This is a genomic window from Dyadobacter alkalitolerans DSM 23607 (assembly GCF_000428845.1).
Lineage (GTDB): Bacteria > Bacteroidota > Bacteroidia > Cytophagales > Spirosomataceae > Dyadobacter > Dyadobacter alkalitolerans.
The window spans coordinates 344212-362977 of record NZ_AUAS01000004.1; the positions used below are offsets into that span (position 1 = coordinate 344212).

Consider the following 18766-nt stretch of genomic DNA (forward strand, 5'->3'; position numbering starts at 1 on the left):
TTTTTACTTTATATTAATATCAAACTTCACTTAGTTCTCAGAGCCGATTTTCAGGATTGCCTTGTCAATGAAGTACTGACCAGTCCCTTCTTCGCCGATCACGTCAAACAATTCAATGGCGCGACGTGCGTTGTCTTCTTCCTCAATTTGCTCATTTACAAACCATTGCAAGAAGTTTTCCGTGCCATAATCTTCTTCTCTGCGGCTCTGGGTAACAATGCGGTTGATAGATTGCGTTACTGCAATCTCGCTTTGCAATGCTGCTTCGAACACGCTTCTGAATGTTGCAAACTCTTGTTTTACTGCTGCTACTTCCGGTGAAACGGCCGTTCCGCCCACAGTCATAATATAGTTGAATATTTTAAGCATATGTCCGCGCTCTTCGTCCGACTGCTTAAGGAAATATTTTGCACTGTTTTTGAATCCGTTACGGTCGCACCATGAAGCCATGGCCAGATATTTTGCAGAAGCTTCCGCTTCCATTTTCACCTGATTGTTCAAAAGTATTTCTATTTCCTCTTTCAGGGAAGTCCGTTGTCTTAATAAATCTCTCATGGTTACATTCTTTTATTTGTATTAACAAGTACAAATATCATGCGAAAGTTCAGCATTGCAAACGAAACCCGAAATTTGGAATTGGTCTAATATGATCGAAATGAGCTATTTAGACTAATTCCGGCTCGCTGAATAAGAGTTGATGCAAAAGGGAATTAAGTTCGATTGCGAAGTGGGTGCCATTTACCAGTTCTCTTAACTGGATCAGCTCGCAAAGGGTAAGCTTCTGGTAAATGTTGAGCTGAGGCGCTTCAACAAACCCATAGTCAGACTCATCTGACAGGTCAAAAATCTTGCTGTGAATGTCGATATTGTTAATGAAGCGGCGGAAACTCAGAAAGTCCTGAATCCTGAACGACGCCTGCATTTCACCAAAATGAAGAATGATCTTAGAAGTTAAATCGCACTGTAAGCTAGATCCTTTCGCAGTACTAAACAATTCATTTGGGGTATTCACTGACAGCAATCTATTTGAATCGTGGAAATTGTTGCACAAATATAACCGCAAACTAAATGTCAAGCAAGTTTATTTGTAAGCAATCTAATTACATGGAAGAAGAATTGACATTCCATGTGACCAGATTGCTTTTAATGTCAGCAATGCTAATTCCCAGCCTTGGCCCAGTTGTCTCTTAATGTTACTGTTCTGTTGAAAACGAGTTTTTCGGCGGTGCTGTCGGGGTCTTTGGCGAAGTAGCCTTTTCTTAGGAATTGGAATGATTCGCCTTCTTTGGCTTCATTAAGTGCCGGTTCTGCATAGCCTGTGATGATTTCCAGTGAATTGGGATTGATATAGTCTTTGAAATCACCTTCTTCCGAAGACGGATCTTCAACGGAGAAAAGACGGTCGTAAAGGCGAACTTCAACTCCCTGCGCGTGCGGAACGGAAACCCAGTGCAATGTTCCTTTCACATTGATACCGGTGGTATCGTGCCCGCTTTTGCTGTTCTCGATATATGAGCAATGCACCTCTGTGATTTCGCCATTTTCGTCTTTAACAAAATCATCACATTGAATGATGTATGCACTTTTCAAGCGGACCATTTTTCCAGGCGCCAAACGGAAATATTTCTTGGATGGCGTTTCCATAAAGTCCTCTTTTTCAATATAAATCTCCCTGGAAAAAGGAACTTCGCGGTTCCCTGTAGCTACGTCCTCCGGATTGTTTTCACTGTGGCACATCTCGGTAACGCCTTCCGGGAAGTTGGTAATGATCACTTTCAAAGGATCCAGAACTACCATTCTCCGCAATGCTTTTTTATTCAAATCTTCGCGAACGCAAAATTCCAACAGGCCGACATCGATCATATTTTCACGACGCGCCACACCGATCCGGTCACAAAAATCGCGGATACTTTCCGGGGTGTAACCCCTTCTGCGCAAGCCGCTGATGGTTGGCATTCTCGGATCGTCCCAGCCGTTTACGTGCTTTTCCTGAACCAGTTGTAATAATTTTCGCTTGCTGGTCACCGTATAATTCAGGTTACGGCGTGCGAATTCGTATTGATGCGATGGATAAATGCCGAGCTTTTCAATGATCCAGTCATACAATTCACGATGCGGCACAAACTCTAATGTGCATATAGAATGTGTAACCGTTTCAATCGAATCGCTTTGACCATGCGCAAAGTCGTACATGGGGTAAATGCACCATTTGTTGCCTGTACGGTGATGATGGGCGTGTTTGATCCGGTAAAGGATCGGGTCGCGCATGAGCATATTGATGTGCGCCATGTCAATTTTGGCGCGTAATGTGCGACTTCCGTCCGGAAAACCGCCATTTTTCATTTGTTCAAAAAGCGCAAGGTTCTCTTCAACCGAGCGGCTCCTGTAAATGCTGTCTTTCCCGGGCTCCGTCGGAGTGCCTTTGAGCAGCGCTATTTCCTCGGAAGTTGAATCGTCCACATAGGCCAGTCCTTTGCTGATCAGCTCAACAGCATATTCGTATAATGTATCGAAATAATCGGAAGCGTAAAGCTCGTTTTCCCATTCAAAACCCATCCACCGGATATCGTTTTTAATGCTTTCCACATATTCCGTATCCTCGGTAACCGGGTTGGTATCGTCAAAACGAAGGTTTGTATAGCCAGGAAATTTTTTGGTCAAACCAAAATTGAGGCAAATGCTGGATGCATGGCCGATATGTAAATAGCCGTTTGGTTCAGGGGGAAATCGGGTGATGATCTGGGTGTATTTTCCTGCCTGCAAATCCGCCTCCACAATTTCCTCTATAAAATTCAGGCTTTTCTCTTCTTTTTTCTCTTCCGTAATCATACTAAACTGGAAATATTTTTCGATTTTCAAAGTTAACCTTCTTCCCAACATTATCAGCAACGAACCGCGGCAAATCGCAAATCCGGGCTGTTTCCGTTACTTTTGCAAAATGCGCTATTTTCTCGAATTCAGCTATAAAGGAACGGCCTATAATGGCTGGCAAAAACAAAACAACGCATTAGGCGTCCAGCAGGTGCTGGAAGAAGCGCTCGCGAAAGTCCTGAGGTTACCCATTGAAATCACAGGCAGCAGCAGGACAGACACCGGCGTACATGCAGAACAACAATTTGCGCATTTTGATTTAGAAAATGAGATAGCCGATTTCGAGCTGCTGATCTACAAGCTCAATGGGCTTATTCCCAGGGACATTGCTGTAAAGCGCATCGTCCCGGTTGGGGACGACATTAACTCACGTTTTGCAGCCACGCACCGCAAATACGAATACCGCATCACGAGGCGGAAAAATCCATTTCTCACTGATTTGGCTTTTCAATTAAAAGCGGATCTTGACACTGAGCAAATGAACGAAGCGGCAGCGCTGCTTCTCCGATACAACGATTTTGAAAGTTTTAGCAAGATCCATACGCAAGTCAATAATTTCAGATGCACGATTACGGAGGCAATTTGGATTGAAGCGGGAGATATGCTCGTTTTTCATATCCGTGCAAACCGTTTCCTGCGCGGAATGGTGAGGGCGCTGGTTGGGACGCTGCTGGAAGTAGGAAAGGGGAAGCGGAGTGTTGCTGAATTTGAACAGGTTATCCTGGCAAAAAACAGAAAAGTAGCAGGCGCTCAGGCACCTGCGGAAGGTCTTTTTCTGGTTGAAGTGGGTTATGATTTTATTTAATGGCCTCCTGGCTGAACTGATTGTTAACCAGCCTGAAAATGCCCAGCGGATTGCTGTTCTTCAATTCATCCGGCAGCAGCGCGTCAGGCCAGCCCTGAAATGATTGCGGACGGACGAAACGTAGGATCGAATGTCTGCCAACAGAAGTGAATTTCGCATCCGCAGTTGCCGGAAAAGGCCCTCCATGATGCATAGAAGGGCAAACCTCCACGCCGGTAGGAACGCCATTCAGGATAAATCGGCCGGAAATTTGCGCGAGCTTGTCTACAATAGCCTGGTGCGCGTGCACCTCATGCTCCTCTGCCATCAGCGAGCAGGTAAGCTGTCCTTTTAAATGTAAAATCGCTTCAAGCATTTCATCCGTATGCTCACAAATGACAAGCAGCGAGAATGGCCCGAAAACTTCTTCATGCAATTTTGGATTGGCAATAAAACTTTGCGCAGAAACTGTTGCTATGGATGTCTGCGCCTGATTTTCTCCCTCAGACATTTGCTCTGAAACGGCGAGTCTGGAAACATCTTCCTGTTCAAACGCATGATCGCGGAGCTTGTAATAATTTTTACAAATGCCCGCCGTAAGCATTGTGGCAGATGTGGTTTTCAGGATTTCATTTTTATAAGAATCCGTAAATGCGATCAGGCCCTGCGTTTTTGTAACAAACACAAGTCCGGGATTCGTACAGAATTGTCCGGCTCCCAGGCTTACCGAACCTGCAAGCGTTTTCCCAAGTTCCAATGCATTGTGTTCCAGATAATCCGGAAGAACAACGATGGGGTTAACGCTGCCCATTTCAGCAAAGACGGCAATGGGTTCCTCGCGCTCCTGCGCCATTTTAAACAGCGCCATTCCACCTTTCATCGAACCTGTAAAACCAACAGCTTTACTGGCAGGATGCTTAACCAATGCTGTCCCTACTTCAAAACCATCGTCATATAGCATGGAAAAAACGCCATTCGGCATTCCGGTCCTTTGCGCGGCTTTTACAATGGCCTGCGCCGTCAGATCGCTTACGCCGGGATGTGCTGCGTGGGCTTTTACAATGACCGGGTTTCCGGCCGCCAATGCCGGGCCAGTGTCCACACCGGCTACGGAATACGCAAATGGGAAGTTACTCGAACCGAAAACGATAACCGGACCAATCGGAACGAGCATCTTGCGGATGTCGGGCTTGTGAACGGGCGTGCTGTCGGGTAGGGCCGTGTCGACGGACGCGTCCACCCATGAGCCTTCGCGGAGCAATTCCGCAAATTGCGTCAGCTGATTGGTCGTGCGGGCGCGTTCACCTTGCAGGCGGGCAATAGGCAGGCCTGTTTCCAGATTTGCTCTTTCAAGTAAGACGTCGCCAATCGCCAGGATCTCTTCGGTAATGGCAATTAGAAAATCAGCTTTTTTGGCGGCAGGAATTTTTGCGTATTCGCCAAATGCCTTGCTGGCAAGCGACATGGTGTTTTCGACTTCTTCAATCGTCGCCGTATGGAAATTTTCAGGAAGAAATGAATCTTTGGCTGGCACATAGGATTGAAATGTGCGGTCGCCCTGGCCAGAAAGTGAATAGCCAATGTAGTTTTTACCTTTGATTTCCATAAGTTAAGATTGTGTCAGACGAGACGTGCAATGATGTCATCTACTGAAATTCCTTCGGCTTCGGCTTTGAAATTCCGGATGATTCTGTGCCGTAGCACGGGCAATGCAACTGCTTTTACGTCCTCAATGTCGGGAGAATATTTACCTGAAAGCAATGCATTGCATTTGGCTGCCAGGATCAGCGCCTGTGAGGCACGGGGACCAGCGCCCCAGTCGAGATAATCGTTGGTGTCTTTTACGGCAAGGCCGGCAGCGGGTCTGGTTTTGTGAACCAGTTTAACCGCATATTCAATGACGTGATCAGTTACCGGAACGCGTCTTACCAAATGCTGGAAATCCATGATCTCCTCGGAAGTCACGACTTTTTTAACCTGATAACGAACGTCGTTGGTGGTGTTTTTAACAATGTTTACTTCCTCTGCATAAGAAGGATAATCCAGCTGGATCATGAACATAAAGCGGTCGAGCTGGGCTTCGGGCAGGGGATAAGTTCCTTCCTGCTCAATGGGGTTTTGGGTAGCCAGTACGAAGAAAGGACGTTCCAGCGCGTGCTTCGCCCCGGCAATGGTAACGGAATATTCCTGCATGGCTTCCAACAGCGCGGATTGCGTTTTGGGTGGCGTCCGGTTAATCTCGTCGGCCAGGATAATGTTGGCAAAAACAGGCCCTTTAATAAACTTGAAATTGCGGTTCTGGTCCAATGTTTCAGATCCCAGAATGTCTGACGGCATTAAGTCAGGCGTAAACTGGATCCGGTTAAAATTAAGATCGAGTGAAGAAGCAATGGTCTGGATGAGAAGCGTTTTGGCTAATCCCGGCACACCCACCAAAAGGCAATGGCCCTGGCAGAAAATCGCGGTTAGTAGTCCTTTAACAACCTCATCTTGCCCGATTATTACATTCCCAATCTCACTCCGGATTTTATCATAAGCTACTTTCATAGCTTCGGCAGCTTCAACGTCCGATGAATACTTCACGATGTATCAGATTAAATTTTCAACTCCTTTAACCGCAACCCTGTCCTGAAAAGCTAAATATCGTTTGCCAAAGCCTCTAATCCGAGCACTTTACAATCTTTATATTCCGGCTCGATGCTGATGAAAACGTCGCCCTGCGCTTTTTTAAACCATTCCTCCAATGCATTGTTCCGTTTGTTGCTCAGCACGATCTGAGCGAGTTTCTCGTAATCATCACGGAGATTAGCCGTGTGCGGCTCCGATTTGCTTTTGTACCAGATGATACGCATGGCGCTTCTTCCGTCTTCCGTACGATAGGCAACCGGTTTGCTCAGATCGCCCACTTTCATGGTGTCGATAGCAAAATATAGTGCCGGGTCCATGGAAGCATCCAGTGTAAGGCGCGCCAAACCTGTATTTCTATCCATGATTAAACCACCGGATTCTGCTGTTTCTTTATCTTCCGAGTTGTCCAAAGCCGCTTTCGCGAATTTCAATGTATCGATTTCAATCAGATTTCTAAGACTGTCCAGAGCGCGGACCGCAGAAGTCATATCCGTTCCTTTGTTATAGTCAGGACGAAGCAGGATGTGTCTGGCGTGATATTCCGCACCGCGCGTTTCAATAAGCTTAATTAAGTGAAAACCAAATTGTGACTCAACGATATCCGACATTTCACCTGGTTTCAATGATAATGCAGCTCCTTCAAACTCGGGAACCATTGCACCACGTTTCGCAAAGTTCAGGTCACCGCCATTTTTTGCTGAACCAAGGTCTTCTGAGTAGATCTGCGCCAATGTAGCGAAGTCTTCACCTTTTTCAGCGCGTTGCTTCAATTCAAGCAATTGTTGTTTCAGCTTGTCCTTCTGCTCGCGGGTAACTGTTCCCAGCTTCACAATGTGCCCGATTTCGACTTCGGAAGGAATGTAAGGAAGACTGTCTTTTGGAATGGAATTAAAAAACTTGCGCACTTCATTCGGCGTAATTTTTACATTGCCTGAAATGGTCCGCTGCATTTTCTCCACGATTTTTTGCTCCTTCACCTGCGTGCGAAGCTCGCTTTTCAGGTTTTCAATGCTTTTACCGTAGGCTTCTACAATGTTCTTTTCAGATCCGAAACGCTGCACCATGTAGCCCATTTTGGCATCCAGCTCGCCGTCGACTTCTTTGTCTTCCACCACAACCGAATCAATTTCGGCTTTGGCAAGAAGCATTTTGTTGATAATAAGTGATTCCAGAAGCTGGCATTTTTCGGGAGCGGCGCGTCCTTCTGCTTTGTATTGATTGTACATTTCCTCCAATTCGGAGTTCAGAATGTAGTGATTGTCAACCCGGGCAATGATTTTATCAATGCTGATTCCCTGCTGCCCCTGTCCGACACTGATGAGACTGAAAAACAGTGAGAACACTGCTATCAGACCGGGCGCAATTACTTTATTTATTTTCATATGGTTATTTGATTCTCCTTAATCTGTTCGGGTTACTATGGTTTTTGATTAGAAAACGGTTTACGAAATGCTAAAATACGCTTAACGCTTAATTTTTTCTAATTCTTGCGCATTCACTTTAACAGGGAATTTCGCTTCCAGCCGGTTTACCAACTGTTTTTCCAACTCTTTCTGATAATCGTTGATCACGCTTCCACGCGCTTCTGCAAATGTCTTTCCGCGTGACGGCTCTATTTTTTGTACGGAAGTCCAGAAAACCATGTTGTTATCCGTCACAGTTTGTTCGCCCGTCTGCCATTTGAATTGGGCAAATAATGGGTTGTCTTTTGTAAAATATCCGTCCCGGATAATAACGGCGTCGGGAGCGTCTGCATTATAAACTTTCTCCACGTCACCTTTCGACTGGCTATAAAACTGGAAGCCTACCCGCCGGTTGCGGTCGGCTTCGGCAGTCTGCCTGAACGAACCATAATCTTTTTCAATGATCCGTAAAATCGGGATATTCCGGCCATTCAAATACTTTACAACATTCCTGATCCGGTTGGCGGATGTGGCTTCACTTTCGTCCGCCGATCTGTAACCTGCAATTTCTACAATGTAATCAGGATTCTTTTCCATTACAATATAAACGTCGGTGAGCGCATCAAGCTGCTCATTATCAATTTCGCTGGCATTGGCTGCGAACAAGATTTCCTTGGATCTTCTTTCCAGCTTGTAGGGGCTCTGTGCCAATGTTCTCTTGATCGCGTTTACAGTTTGTGTGTCTTTGGCCGAAACAATGGTTGCCAGCGCGCGTTCAGGGAACTGATACCGGTCCTTATGCTGGTCGTAAAAAGCTTTTTGGCCCGTTGAATCCGTCAATGAACGTCCCCATACATTCTCCTCCATTACTTGCGAAAGCAGCACCCCTTCTTTAATCTCGCTGATCATGCTCCGGAACTCAGCATTGGTTTCTTCCAAATGTTCCTTTTCAAAGACAGCCAGGCTTTCCGTCACATAGTCATTGTAATATTTCCGAAACACAACCGCAGGCGATGCATCTTTCGGTTTTACCTGCTGCTTTGTTTTTACATAGTTCAAAAAGCCCAGTGCATCGAAAGATTGCTCTTCAATCTTAAATAACGCAACCGAAGCCCAATCTGTTGATACCGCACTTAAATAATCCCAGTTTCCGCTGGTAATGCTGCTGTCTCCCAACGCCGCAACCGTTTTCCACTGTTCTGCAAATTCCTGCACTTTGTATTTCTCCCTGAGCCGTTTCGCATTGGCTTGTTCCAGCACTTTACCTCTCGAATCCGTCACCACTTTTTTCCGCAGCGACGGCGCCATGGTTGCATATGGTTCCAGGCTGCGCTTTTCTGCCAGCCGCACAATGTGCCAGCCATACATGGTCAGGAGAGGTTTGGAATAGGCGTTCACCTTGGTCAATGCAAAGGCCGCTTCTTCAATTTCGGGCACCATTTGCCCGATGCCAAACATGGGGAGTAACCCGCTGTTTTTTCTGGATTGTTTGTCGTCTGAAAAACTTTCCACGACTGCTTCCCAATCTTCACCGCTTTGTAGCAGCGTATAGGCCTCATCGATCCGCGCTTTGGCAGACTCTTTTTGCGCTGCAGTTCCTGCCGTATCCTGCTGAACCATGATATGCGCAATCCGAACCATCCCCCGGTTCGAACGGCGATCTGTTACTTTCACCAGATGATAGCCTGCCTTTGTCCGTACGGGCTGCGAAACTTTTCCAACCGGCAACGTATAAGCAGCGGTTTCAATGGGATATAAGGTCTGAAAAGCGGTAAAATAACCCAGATCGCCTTTGGTTTTTGATGCAACGGGATCTTTCGAGAATTTTGCGGCGAGGTCGCCAAAATCATTGCCTTCCTCCAATCTTCCCCTTAATGCGATGGCCGCGCGGTAGGCTTCCAAAGTATCGGCCGGAGAAGCATCTTCCGAAACACCGATCAGGATATGGGAAGCTCTTACCTCCTGTTTCAGGCGGTTATAAGCTTCATTCGAAAGTTTTTCGACAAGTGATTTGTCGACCAGGTGGTTTTTCGCGAGCTGTTCGCGGTAGGAGGTGATTTCCTCTTTATAGTCCTGAGTGGTGTCTTTCCCTTCTTGCCTGGCATGCAGGACCTTGATTTTAAGATCTTTATACAAATTAAAATATTCTTCCGGGGTTAATTCACGCGTTGAATCAGAAGCATTTTTGTTTTTGTTATACGAATCCTGGTAATCTTCAATCGAAAATTTCTCGTTCCCTATTTCCAGTAAAGCGGGCGTTTCGGTTACTACTGCTGCTTGTTGAGGAGGTGCGGTTGTTTTACAGGAGCTTACGGCTAAAATCGCAAGCAGGGCAATGTTATATTCTATTTTAGGCATATCTACAAATCGAATTTTAAAGAGGCTTCCGGCAATATACGGCTGCCTTACGACGCTGGTAAAGCCGGCAAAGTTAGACGCTTTCCGAACAGATCAAAAATATAACGTACAGGCAGCCGATTTGTTCTCTGTTGTCCACAGTAGCTGGGATTCTCAGTATGGCGTGATCGCCCCACTGCAAACGTTTGCATCATGGCTATTCTTAGGAAACCGGTGTAGAAGTCCCTCTATTTGCACTCCTGCATGAATCTTTGGTTCAATAATTATAAATGTCCTTTTTAAGCGTTTTTAGGCACAATTTTTTTAGCAGACGCCAGCAAAAGTAGTTCTTAAAAAAGGTTGGTCATGGAAGAGAGTAAAAAGAATGATTTCGTTCAGGCAATCAGAGCATTGTGGATCGAGCAGAAAACCAGAGAACTCCTTTATTTAGAAGCATTGAAGAAGGACAATATGGGCCCTTGCAGGCGTATTCTCAGCCAGGGCCATGTAAGTGCTTTATTATTCCAAAAGGAGATCAAGTGGATTTATGATTATTTTAAGTGTTTCCTAACGGACAAAGAGTTAGGCGAAACCAATCATATCACGGCCCGGGCAGCACTAAAATTGCTGGAAGACGTGGAAGAAAAAGAAGAAATTGCAACTTGTCTAAAAAAGGTAGAAGCAGCTACATTGCAGCTCTACAAAAAGCTGCGTACTTACGTTGATAAGGATTCGGAAGCAAGACAAATGCTGGACGAACATTTGGTGCGTATCTCTGAATTTTACGAATCGTTATGCAAGCTGGAAGTCGGGACCAGAAGCAGGGTCGGTTATACCGCTGCTGCCTGATCTGCAAAATCAGATCTCATATAATTCAATAGGCAGGTCGTCAGGATCGGCAAAGAATGTAAATTTTTTGCCGGTAAATTCATCCACTCTCACGGCCTCCGTAACGATCCCTTTTTTTCGCAACTGCACAATCGCTGGTTCTATATCATCCACCTGAAAAGCAATGTGCCGCACGCCGGTCGACTCGGGCCGCGACGGACGCTTAGGCGGACTGGGGAAGGAAAACAGCTCGATAATGTATTGCCCGTTGAGCGAAAGATCAAGCTTATAAGAGTCCCTTTCTGATCTGTACACCTCTCTTTCAATTTCAAAGCCGAGGATATCCGTATAAAAATGTTTGGATTTTTCGTAATCCGAGCAAATGATGGCAATGTGGTGTACGGCTTTGAGTAGTTTCATGATACGGGGTTATAGCTCTCAAATATAGACCGCATATTTTAAATCCTGATAAATATCTTTCGTACGTATAACCAATACAGGATCGCCCATTCCACCATCAGAATAACTGCACCGCGAACCAACGGCTGGTAATCTGGCCCGAAAATCAGGTCATAATTTTGGCTGACATTAATCCGGAATGAGCTGTCTATAAAGCTGACAATGGTTTCAGCCATTACGTAGGCTACAATTGAATTGGTGCCAATGACGATAAGTGGAAAGAAGAACCGCTGCTTTTGTTTTACATCAACAATAAAGTAAAATCCAGCCAGGAACAACATACAAACTCCTCCACTGAAAAGCGTCCATGCAGGCGTCCAGATGCGTTTCACGATGGGGTTAATGCCCGCGAAATTAAGGACCAATGCCAGCGCCAGCAGGATTGCCGCTGTTACAGCGAGGCGTTTGAGCAACCAGATGGAAGCCGTGGCGGATTTAAGCCATTTTCCTGCAATAAGGCCGAGGATCATGGTTCCTAATGTGGGAATGAAACTCAATGTGCTATATCCGCCTCCGTTGAATTTGAATGTTTCGGGTCGCGGAAATAAATTCAGGAACCAGCGATCAAATGCCCAGGCAATGTTTGTATTCTTGTTCCAATGTGCGGCAAAGCCTTTAAGATTGTGCTCCCAGTTGGCGACATTGCCCGTTTCTGACCAGTCGAAGTAAGGCCCGGGCAGGCTGTATAATGCGAATGCGAGTCCGTATGCAAGTAAAATCCCGCCTAGCGCCCCCCATTGCGTGCGTTCGCCCATAAACCCGAGGGCGAATAAGATAGGATAGCCTAAGCCGATCTGCGTTAATGTATCTTCAAAAGTAAAGTTGGTCTGCTCGCTATGCATGGAACGCAGGAAAATGCCAAGCAAAATCAACGTCAGCGACCTCCTGAATGTATGCAGCCACATTACGGTTGTACTTTGCTCCCGGCTAGCACGGCTGGCGATAGAGTAGGGAAGTGCCACCCCGACCAAGAACGAGAAAGAAGGCTGGATCATGTCGTGCAAAGAGCAGCCTACCCATTCCACATGACTTTGATGATAATCCAGAAATGCCCAAAAAGAACTGCCTGGAAAGGCTTCCGCAACTTTTCCCAACCGCAGCACTTCGGCCATCATCAGGAACATTACAAATCCCCGATAGGCATCGATGGATGAAACACGTTTGGGCGCGGGTATATACTCTTTCAAATTTTGATGGGTTTAGTCAGAGCATAAAAGAAAAAACCCCGCCGGATATACCCAGCGAGGTTTTTTCAATTGAAATATGCTTAACTAAACATTCATCTTTTTTAGCTCTTTCACGGCATGGTCGGCCGCACGTGCCGTCATGGCCATGTAGGTTAGCGACGGGTTCACGCAAGAAGCGGAAGTCATGAATGCGCCATCCGTTACATACACATTTTCTGCGCCCCAAACCTGATTGTTTTTATTCAAAACAGAAGTTTTTGGATCACTACCCATCCGGGCTGTGCCCATTTCGTGGATACCAATGCCTGGGTGTTTGGAATCGTCAATGTATGGCGTCACATTTTTCAAACCTGCTGCTTCCAGCATTTCCGCTGCATCATTCATCATGTCAACGCGCATTTTCCGCTCGTTTTCACCGTAAGCTGCATCAAAAACCACAAGTGGAAGTCCCCATTTGTCTTTCTTGGTCGGGTGCAATGTAAAGCGGTTTTTTTCGTCCGCGATCATCTCACCGAAACCCTGAATGTTCATATTCCATCCGCCTGGCTCTGAGAGCGACTTCTTGAAATCAGCACCGAAACCGTCTGTTCCAACGCCGCGTCCCCAGCTTTCGCGGCTTGCGCCTCCCTGGTAACCGAAGCCACGGATGTAATCGCGCTTGTCGTCGCCCCAGTTGCGATAACGTGGGATATAGATTCCGTTTGCACGTCTTCCGAAATAATATTTGTCTTCAAAACCATCCACATCCGCTCTCGCGCCAACTGCCAGGTGGTGGTCCATAATGTTACGTCCCAGCTGATCACTTTCATTTCCCAGACCATTCGGGAAACGTTTCGACTTGGAGTTCATCAAAATAGAAGCAGAGGCAATCGCCGAAGCATTCAGGAAAACAATTTTTGCATAGTATTCCTTGGTTTCCAATGTGTTCTGGTTGATCACACGAACACCTGTTACTTTGCCCAGCTTGTCATCGTAAATCACTTCCGAAACGATAGAATCAGGCACCAATGTAAGATTACCCGTTCTTTGCGCAGCTGGAAGCGTTGCCGATTGTGTACTGAAATAGGCACCGTAAGGGCACCCGCGCATACACATGTTACGGAACTGACAAGCAGCACGTCCCAGCTCGGTATGGAAAGCTTGTGGCTGGGTTAAGTGCGCGGCGCGGCCCATAATGATGTGGCGGCCTGCAAATTTCTTCTCGACTTCGCCTTTTACGTGTTTTTCAACGCAGTTCATTTGCATTGGAGGCAGGTAATTTCCGTCCGGCAATACATCCAAACCGTCTTTCGCACCACTGATCCCCGCAAATTTCTCCACGTAGTCATACCAGGGAGCAATGTCCTTGTAACGGATCGGCCAGTCTACCGCGATGCCGTCTTTTGCATTCGCTTCGAAGTCCATCGGGTTTAGGCGATAGCTCTGACGTCCCCACAGCAGCGAGCGTCCGCCTACGTGATAGGCACGGATCCAGTCGAATTTGCGGGTTTCTTCGTACTGGTTTTCTTTATCGTTTTCAAACAGATATGCCCATTCTTCATTGGCTGTATACCCTGTTCTGATCCCTGCCCAGTATTGTTCTTTGGCAATGGTGGTAACACGGCCTCTGTGTTCAAATTCCCAGGGGGCAAGCGTTGCTGTTTTATAGTCGGTAATATGCTTGATGTCGCGGCCTCGTTCGAGCATGACCACTTTCAAGCCTTTTTCTGTCAATTCCTTAGCTGCCCAGCCGCCGCTGATTCCCGATCCAACCACGATTGCGTCGTATGTGGTTTGTTTCGCTGCTTTTATGTTTAAATTCATGATGAATGTTTTTCGAAATTAATGACTTGGCCAGATGCCGGCCTAAAAAATTCTGGAAATGCGGTCCTTACAAGGCCCACGCTTTTTGTCCCGGTTTGTAATCGATACAGCCGTCATAGCGTCCCGGAACTGCCACGTATTCAAGCGCTTGCGTTGCACCTTGCTCTGATGTGAAATAACCTAGTAAGGTAAGCTCCTTCAATAACCGGAAGAATGGCACGGGTGCATCTGTATATTCTTTTCCAGCCTCTGTATACTTTTTCTTTTCCGTGTCTGCCTTCGCCAGATCTGCTTTGGACGCCTTTTCCATTTCGGTCAGGATCGCCGTTCTGTCTTGTGGCGTTGCCTTCATGAAATCTTTCTTTTCAAGCTCATCTAATCCTTTATTGAAGCTTTTCTGCTCTGGCTCGGAATAGCAATCCTTCATCATTTTTTCAATAAACTCACCTACTTTCGCATCCTTCGCTCCCGGAGTGTCAGTTTTTGGGATAATCATCTCGGTAACCTCAGCAACCAGCGCCTGTCTTTCCGGGGTAAACGGAAAAGTAATCCCGGTAGCAGTATCAGAAGCTTTTTTGCAGCTTTCGAGAAAAGCCAGCATGGTGGGGGCTGAGAGTGCACCACCCATTAAAAGTGCCACACGACCAAGGGCATCACGTCTTTTCATTTGATATACTTTATATGATAGGTTAACAATCCAAAGTGTAATAATACATTTGATTAATGCAATTTTAAAAAGCCTGCTAATTTATGAAATATTCTCTGTTTACGGGTTCTTAGAACAATTCTATATAATGTAAACAAAGGCTATGTAACTCACTGTCAATGCGCATGGCGATATTAAAAACGCATTAATGTGTACTTTCTTAGCATGGACAATTTTGGTTGCCGCAACAATGAACGACTTATATTACCATTAAATTGCAACCACGGATGTCAGAATTATCAAAGCGGCCCATGACATAAAACGAGCCTTCCTTTTCGCCGAATCTGCCGAGGTCCTGGGTCTCTATGAATGAGCAGCTATCCAGGTTGGCCAGATCGATAACGTTAATGCCGCCGGTTTTGGAACTGTTTATATTGTGATCGTAAATAGCAAAAGGATCATTGATATCCCGCAGCAAAATGCGCATTGAAAAGCCCGGCACGAGCAGCCCCGCGCCGTGTGAATAGCCTTGCGAAAGCATTTCGGTCATGCCATATTCAGAATGGATTTTGTCAACACCAAGTCTGCCGGTAAGGATGTCGTGCACTTCTTCTCTTAAAAGCTCCTGCCGCCGCCCTTTCATGCCGCCAGTATCCATCACCGTAAGGTCTTTTATTTGGGTTAAAAACGAGAGATCGTGGTCGCTCTCGGCCAGGTCCAGCAGGGCAAATGTTACTCCTAACATGAGGACCTTCTTTCCGTCGGGGTTGTTTGCAAGAAAAGTGAGCGTTTCAAGCAGATCGTCCACATTTTTAAGATAAAAACCGGATAAATGTGACCGGCTTTCCTCAATAAAATGTTGCATCATATACACCAGCGAAGAGTTGTTTCGTTCAAGATATGATGGAAGCAGCGCCAGAATATGGAACTGTTTCAGGTCACCAAAATTTTCCCGAAAAATGCGAGCGGAGACGTCCTTATATAATGTCCCGTCGAACAAATGGTGCTGGCTTGTTTGCTGGCCGGTTGTTCCGCTGCTTTGGAAAATAGCGGAAGCCGCTGGCAGGTCGCCGGTCCGGATAACGTGGTTTTTAAAAAACTGAACGGGCAAAAAGGGAATCTGGGTCAGGCGGGTAATATGCTCCGGGTTAATGTTCAGATTTTTGAGATACTGATTGTAAACCGGGTTATATGCTGCCTGATAGCGAAAAGTTTCCAGTGTAAGACGCTCGAAATTAGCAAGTTGTAAGGCGAGGATCTGCTCACGCAGTGCCTGCCGTTTTTCGGTTTGAGATTTGTTGTTTTGAAGTTCCAATACTGTTACTTTCGTAGAAATATAAATACAAAGCTAATATGCAATTGAAAGTTTCCCTATTCATCATTTTGGCAGCAGGAGCATTAGGCTGCGTGGATATCCCGGACTTCGATAACACACCCAAAATATATTATAATGGTATCGATCAGTTTACAGAAACTGATTCTGCCGACAAGAAAGTTCGCGAGAATGTGATCATTACCATCGACTTTGAAGACGGTGACGGTGACCTTGGCGCTTCCGCTGATGAACGTTCGGATTCATCCTTTGTAAGGCCTTACGGAAAATGGGGTAACTACGAGCTAGTCACGGCAAGAAAAGGATCGGATGGCAAATGGACGGAGTCTATTCTTGCGGAAGATCAATACAAATGGATGCCTATCTTGAAACCTGACGGCAAGCCAGGTCCTATCAAAGGAAAGTTAGACTTGAATACAAGCTTTCTATATGGTAATAGCACGGTTCCGGTTTATGTGAGATTTAAAGTGCGTATCCGTGACCGGGCATTGAATGTCAGCGAGCAGATCCAGACAGACAGCATTCAGGTCCCTGGTTACCGTTAAGCATTGTCACACCCTTCAACAGATTGATTATGAAAGTTTCCAGCGCATTGTTTCTCTGTATATCAGCATCATTAACCGCTTGCGTGCCTGCGCCGGATTTTGATTCGGTCCCCAGGATTGAATATGCATCCATTGATCAGTCCACGGAAACAGATCCTGTTACAGGCAAGAAGCTGCGGGAAAATGTAGTAATTACTGTCACTTTTGAGGACAAGGACGGAGATCTGGGTGCAACGGCGGATGAGCGTTCTGACGAAACTTTCAATTCGATATACGGCAAGCGTGGAAACTATGAGCTGACCACACTTACAAAAAATGCCGATGGCTCCTGGGATGAGCGTATTTTGTCTAGTGATTCTATTATGTGGATGCCTATCCTGAAACCCGACGGTAAGACAGGCCCTATAAAAGGTAAGCTTGATTATGAGCTGAAAAGACCTTACGGGAATTCCTCGATGGATATTGAGCAAAAATACAAGGTCCGGATACGCGACAGGGCATTGCATTACAGCAACCAGGTCGAAACGGACATTGTCACTGTTCCCGGTTATAGATAGAAGCTTTCGCTACTCAATGATATTTGCATTCAACAGGATGCGAAAAGTTGTTCCCCGGCCGATTTCGGAGCTTTTTACGAAGAGCTTTCCAGAATGATAGTTTTCAATAATCCTTTTGGCTAATGTCAATCCCAATCCCCAGCCGCGCTTCTTCGTGCTGAATCCGGGATTGAAAATCTTATTCATATTGGCCTTGCTCATTCCTTTTCCTGTATCTGCAATATCAATCCAGATTTCTTTAGTGTTAGGCGGTGCCTGAAGTGTAACATTAATCTCGCCGATCCCACCCATGGCATCCACCGCATTTTTGCAGACATTTTCAATTACCCATTCAAAAAGGTTTTTATTCAGTAATGCCGTCTGTTCGTGCGCGAGCTGATTGAAGACCGAAAATTTCACTTTGGAAGAAACACGTTTTTCCAGGTAACTGATAAAATTCGTCACGATCTCCGTAACAGGTTCTTCCTTCAAAGTTGGCACCGAACCAATGTTTGAAAAGCGCGTAGTGATCATTTCGAGCCGGATCACATCCTTTTCTATTTCTTCTGCAATGGACGGATCGATGCTGGGATCGCTCCGGAAATATTCTACCCAGGCCATCAGAGACGAAAGGGGCGTTCCCAACTGATGCGCCGTTTCTTTGGCCAAACCAACCCAAACACGGTTTTGCTCCGCTTTTCGAGCCGAACTGAACGCCAGATAAGCCAGATAGCCGATCAAGAGCATCACCGAAAGCTGCAAGAATGGGTAATAACGTAATTGGGTGAGCAGGAACGAGTTGCTGTAATAAATGTTCCCTGTCCGACCTTTCCCCAGATCAACCGGAATTGGCGGATGTTCCAATTTCATTTCAGCGAGCTTATCCTGGATGATCCGCTCGCGCTCGGCACGGCCGGCATTTTTTGGGAATTCAATGTTCTTGTTGGGATTAGGCAGATTATTTTCGTTGACATAAATGACCGGGATCTGGTAAAAATTCACCGCATCCTGGATCACCTGGAACACCACATTGAAGTTCTCGTCAAAGGGACTGTTGAACACATATCGCATTCCTTCCGCATAAAGCTGAACTTCGCGTTCTTCCCGTTGTTCCAGCTCTTCCACCAGTTTATCAGTATAAAATAACGATCCGATGCTGAGCAAAAGCAGGATAATGCCAATGATGTACTTATAAAAGCTTTTCTGATCATACGTGTCCATCAGAGAGCGGCGCAGGCGCTGGCTGTTCAGAATGGCAACGGGATGCAGCCGAAAACGAGGCTTTTGCTTTGGAGTTTCGCTAATCATTCATGGGCGGGCACGCATTTCCCGCAGTTAATGTTATATCCTGTAAATAACGTAAAATATTCGTGCTTAGTGGCCTGGAACGAAAGAAATCGATGTTT

At 46.0% G+C, this 18766-nt stretch carries 17 protein-coding genes; 4 read left to right on the forward strand and 13 right to left on the reverse strand.

The genetic code is table 11. The features are described 5' to 3' along the window. Positions 1 to 30 precede the first annotated feature (30 nt). From G395_RS0110030 to G395_RS0110040, 3 genes are all read right to left on the reverse strand, one after another. Complete coding sequence (locus G395_RS0110030) at positions 31 to 555, reverse strand: ferritin (RefSeq protein ID WP_026629919.1); 525 nt, start codon at positions 553 to 555, stop codon at positions 31 to 33. 109 nt (positions 556 to 664) lie between these two features. Then, positions 665 to 1012, reverse strand: coding sequence for a hypothetical protein (locus G395_RS0110035; RefSeq protein WP_229204122.1), 348 nt, complete (start codon positions 1010 to 1012; stop codon positions 665 to 667). A 146-nt stretch (positions 1013 to 1158) separates the two neighbouring features. Further along, on the reverse strand, positions 1159 to 2829 hold the full coding sequence (locus G395_RS0110040; protein WP_026629921.1) for a glutamine--tRNA ligase/YqeY domain fusion protein: 1671 nt from the start codon (positions 2827 to 2829) through the stop codon (positions 1159 to 1161). A gap of 109 nt (positions 2830 to 2938) precedes the next feature. Between G395_RS0110040 and truA the strand changes: the two genes are divergently transcribed. Continuing rightward, on the forward strand, positions 2939 to 3676 hold the full coding sequence (truA, locus tag G395_RS0110045) for a tRNA pseudouridine(38-40) synthase TruA (protein WP_026629922.1): 738 nt from the start codon (positions 2939 to 2941) through the stop codon (positions 3674 to 3676). Here the strand turns inward: truA and G395_RS0110050 are convergent. The 4 genes from G395_RS0110050 to G395_RS0110065 form a co-directional block, all read right to left on the reverse strand. Then, positions 3669 to 5261 (reverse strand): aldehyde dehydrogenase (NADP(+)), encoded by a 1593-nt coding sequence (locus G395_RS0110050; protein ID WP_026629923.1) that lies wholly within the window; start codon positions 5259 to 5261, stop codon positions 3669 to 3671. The two genes, truA and G395_RS0110050, sit on opposite strands and share 8 nt — an antisense overlap. Positions 5262 to 5275: 14 nt before the next feature. After that, the gene (locus G395_RS0110055; protein ID WP_026629924.1) at positions 5276 to 6238 is read right to left on the reverse strand and encodes an AAA family ATPase; all 963 of its coding nucleotides are present in this window, start codon (positions 6236 to 6238) and stop codon (positions 5276 to 5278) included. A 53-nt stretch (positions 6239 to 6291) separates the two neighbouring features. Then, positions 6292 to 7665: a peptidylprolyl isomerase gene (locus G395_RS0110060; protein WP_211237763.1), complete on the reverse strand. Its 1374-nt coding sequence runs from the start codon at positions 7663 to 7665 to the stop codon at positions 6292 to 6294. Between the two features lie 81 nt (positions 7666 to 7746). Continuing rightward, complete coding sequence (locus G395_RS0110065; RefSeq protein WP_051350101.1) at positions 7747 to 10044, reverse strand: peptidylprolyl isomerase; 2298 nt, start codon at positions 10042 to 10044, stop codon at positions 7747 to 7749. Positions 10045 to 10389: 345 nt separating this feature from the next. Between G395_RS0110065 and G395_RS0110070 the strand changes: the two genes are divergently transcribed. After that, positions 10390 to 10872, forward strand: coding sequence for a hypothetical protein (locus G395_RS0110070; protein ID WP_026629927.1), 483 nt, complete (start codon positions 10390 to 10392; stop codon positions 10870 to 10872). Between the two features lie 9 nt (positions 10873 to 10881). Here the strand turns inward: G395_RS0110070 and gloA2 are convergent, their stop codons facing one another. From gloA2 to G395_RS0110095, 5 genes are all read right to left on the reverse strand, one after another. Then, positions 10882 to 11271: an SMU1112c/YaeR family gloxylase I-like metalloprotein gene (gloA2, locus tag G395_RS0110075; protein WP_026629928.1), complete on the reverse strand. Its 390-nt coding sequence runs from the start codon at positions 11269 to 11271 to the stop codon at positions 10882 to 10884. Positions 11272 to 11309: 38 nt separating this feature from the next. After that, positions 11310 to 12497, reverse strand: a complete 1188-nt coding sequence (locus G395_RS0110080; protein ID WP_310588858.1) for an acyltransferase family protein — start codon at positions 12495 to 12497, stop codon at positions 11310 to 11312. Between the two features lie 84 nt (positions 12498 to 12581). Beyond that, entirely contained in the window at positions 12582 to 14300 is a 1719-nt protein-coding gene (locus tag G395_RS0110085) for a GMC family oxidoreductase (RefSeq protein ID WP_026629930.1), read from the reverse strand. Between the two features lie 67 nt (positions 14301 to 14367). After that, a complete protein-coding gene (locus G395_RS0110090) occupies positions 14368 to 14967 on the reverse strand; it encodes a gluconate 2-dehydrogenase subunit 3 family protein (RefSeq protein ID WP_026629931.1) in 600 nt (199 codons plus the stop codon). Positions 14968 to 15205: 238 nt separating this feature from the next. Next, entirely contained in the window at positions 15206 to 16261 is a 1056-nt protein-coding gene (locus tag G395_RS0110095; protein WP_026629932.1) for a phenylacetate--CoA ligase family protein, read from the reverse strand. Between the two features lie 38 nt (positions 16262 to 16299). Between G395_RS0110095 and G395_RS0110100 the strand changes: the two genes are divergently transcribed. Then, positions 16300 to 16824: a hypothetical protein gene (locus tag G395_RS0110100; RefSeq protein ID WP_026629933.1), complete on the forward strand. Its 525-nt coding sequence runs from the start codon at positions 16300 to 16302 to the stop codon at positions 16822 to 16824. 29 nt (positions 16825 to 16853) lie between these two features. Next, complete coding sequence (locus G395_RS0110105) at positions 16854 to 17381, forward strand: hypothetical protein (RefSeq protein ID WP_026629934.1); 528 nt, start codon at positions 16854 to 16856, stop codon at positions 17379 to 17381. Between the two features lie 9 nt (positions 17382 to 17390). Here the strand turns inward: G395_RS0110105 and G395_RS0110110 are convergent, their stop codons facing one another. Then, complete coding sequence (locus G395_RS0110110; protein ID WP_026629935.1) at positions 17391 to 18668, reverse strand: sensor histidine kinase; 1278 nt, start codon at positions 18666 to 18668, stop codon at positions 17391 to 17393. Between the last annotated feature and the right edge of the window lie 98 nt (positions 18669 to 18766).

Coding starts and splice junctions, on each gene's coding strand:
- gloA2 (WP_026629928.1), bottom strand. CDS start 11,271: ATGAAACTACTCAAAGCCGTACACCACATTGCCATCATTTGCTCGGAT.
- G395_RS0110070 (WP_026629927.1), top strand. CDS start 10,390: ATGGAAGAGAGTAAAAAGAATGATTTCGTTCAGGCAATCAGAGCATTG.
- G395_RS0110040 (WP_026629921.1), bottom strand. CDS start 2,829: ATGATTACGGAAGAGAAAAAAGAAGAGAAAAGCCTGAATTTTATAGAG.
- G395_RS0110060 (WP_211237763.1), bottom strand. CDS start 7,665: ATGAAAATAAATAAAGTAATTGCGCCCGGTCTGATAGCAGTGTTCTCA.
- G395_RS0110110 (WP_026629935.1), bottom strand. CDS start 18,668: ATGATTAGCGAAACTCCAAAGCAAAAGCCTCGTTTTCGGCTGCATCCC.
- G395_RS0110050 (WP_026629923.1), bottom strand. CDS start 5,261: ATGGAAATCAAAGGTAAAAACTACATTGGCTATTCACTTTCTGGCCAG.
- G395_RS0110090 (WP_026629931.1), bottom strand. CDS start 14,967: ATGAAAAGACGTGATGCCCTTGGTCGTGTGGCACTTTTAATGGGTGGT.
- G395_RS0110100 (WP_026629933.1), top strand. CDS start 16,300: ATGCAATTGAAAGTTTCCCTATTCATCATTTTGGCAGCAGGAGCATTA.
- G395_RS0110085 (WP_026629930.1), bottom strand. CDS start 14,300: ATGAATTTAAACATAAAAGCAGCGAAACAAACCACATACGACGCAATC.
- G395_RS0110065 (WP_051350101.1), bottom strand. CDS start 10,044: ATGCCTAAAATAGAATATAACATTGCCCTGCTTGCGATTTTAGCCGTA.
- G395_RS0110105 (WP_026629934.1), top strand. CDS start 16,854: ATGAAAGTTTCCAGCGCATTGTTTCTCTGTATATCAGCATCATTAACC.
- G395_RS0110030 (WP_026629919.1), bottom strand. CDS start 555: ATGAGAGATTTATTAAGACAACGGACTTCCCTGAAAGAGGAAATAGAA.
- truA (WP_026629922.1), top strand. CDS start 2,939: ATGCGCTATTTTCTCGAATTCAGCTATAAAGGAACGGCCTATAATGGC.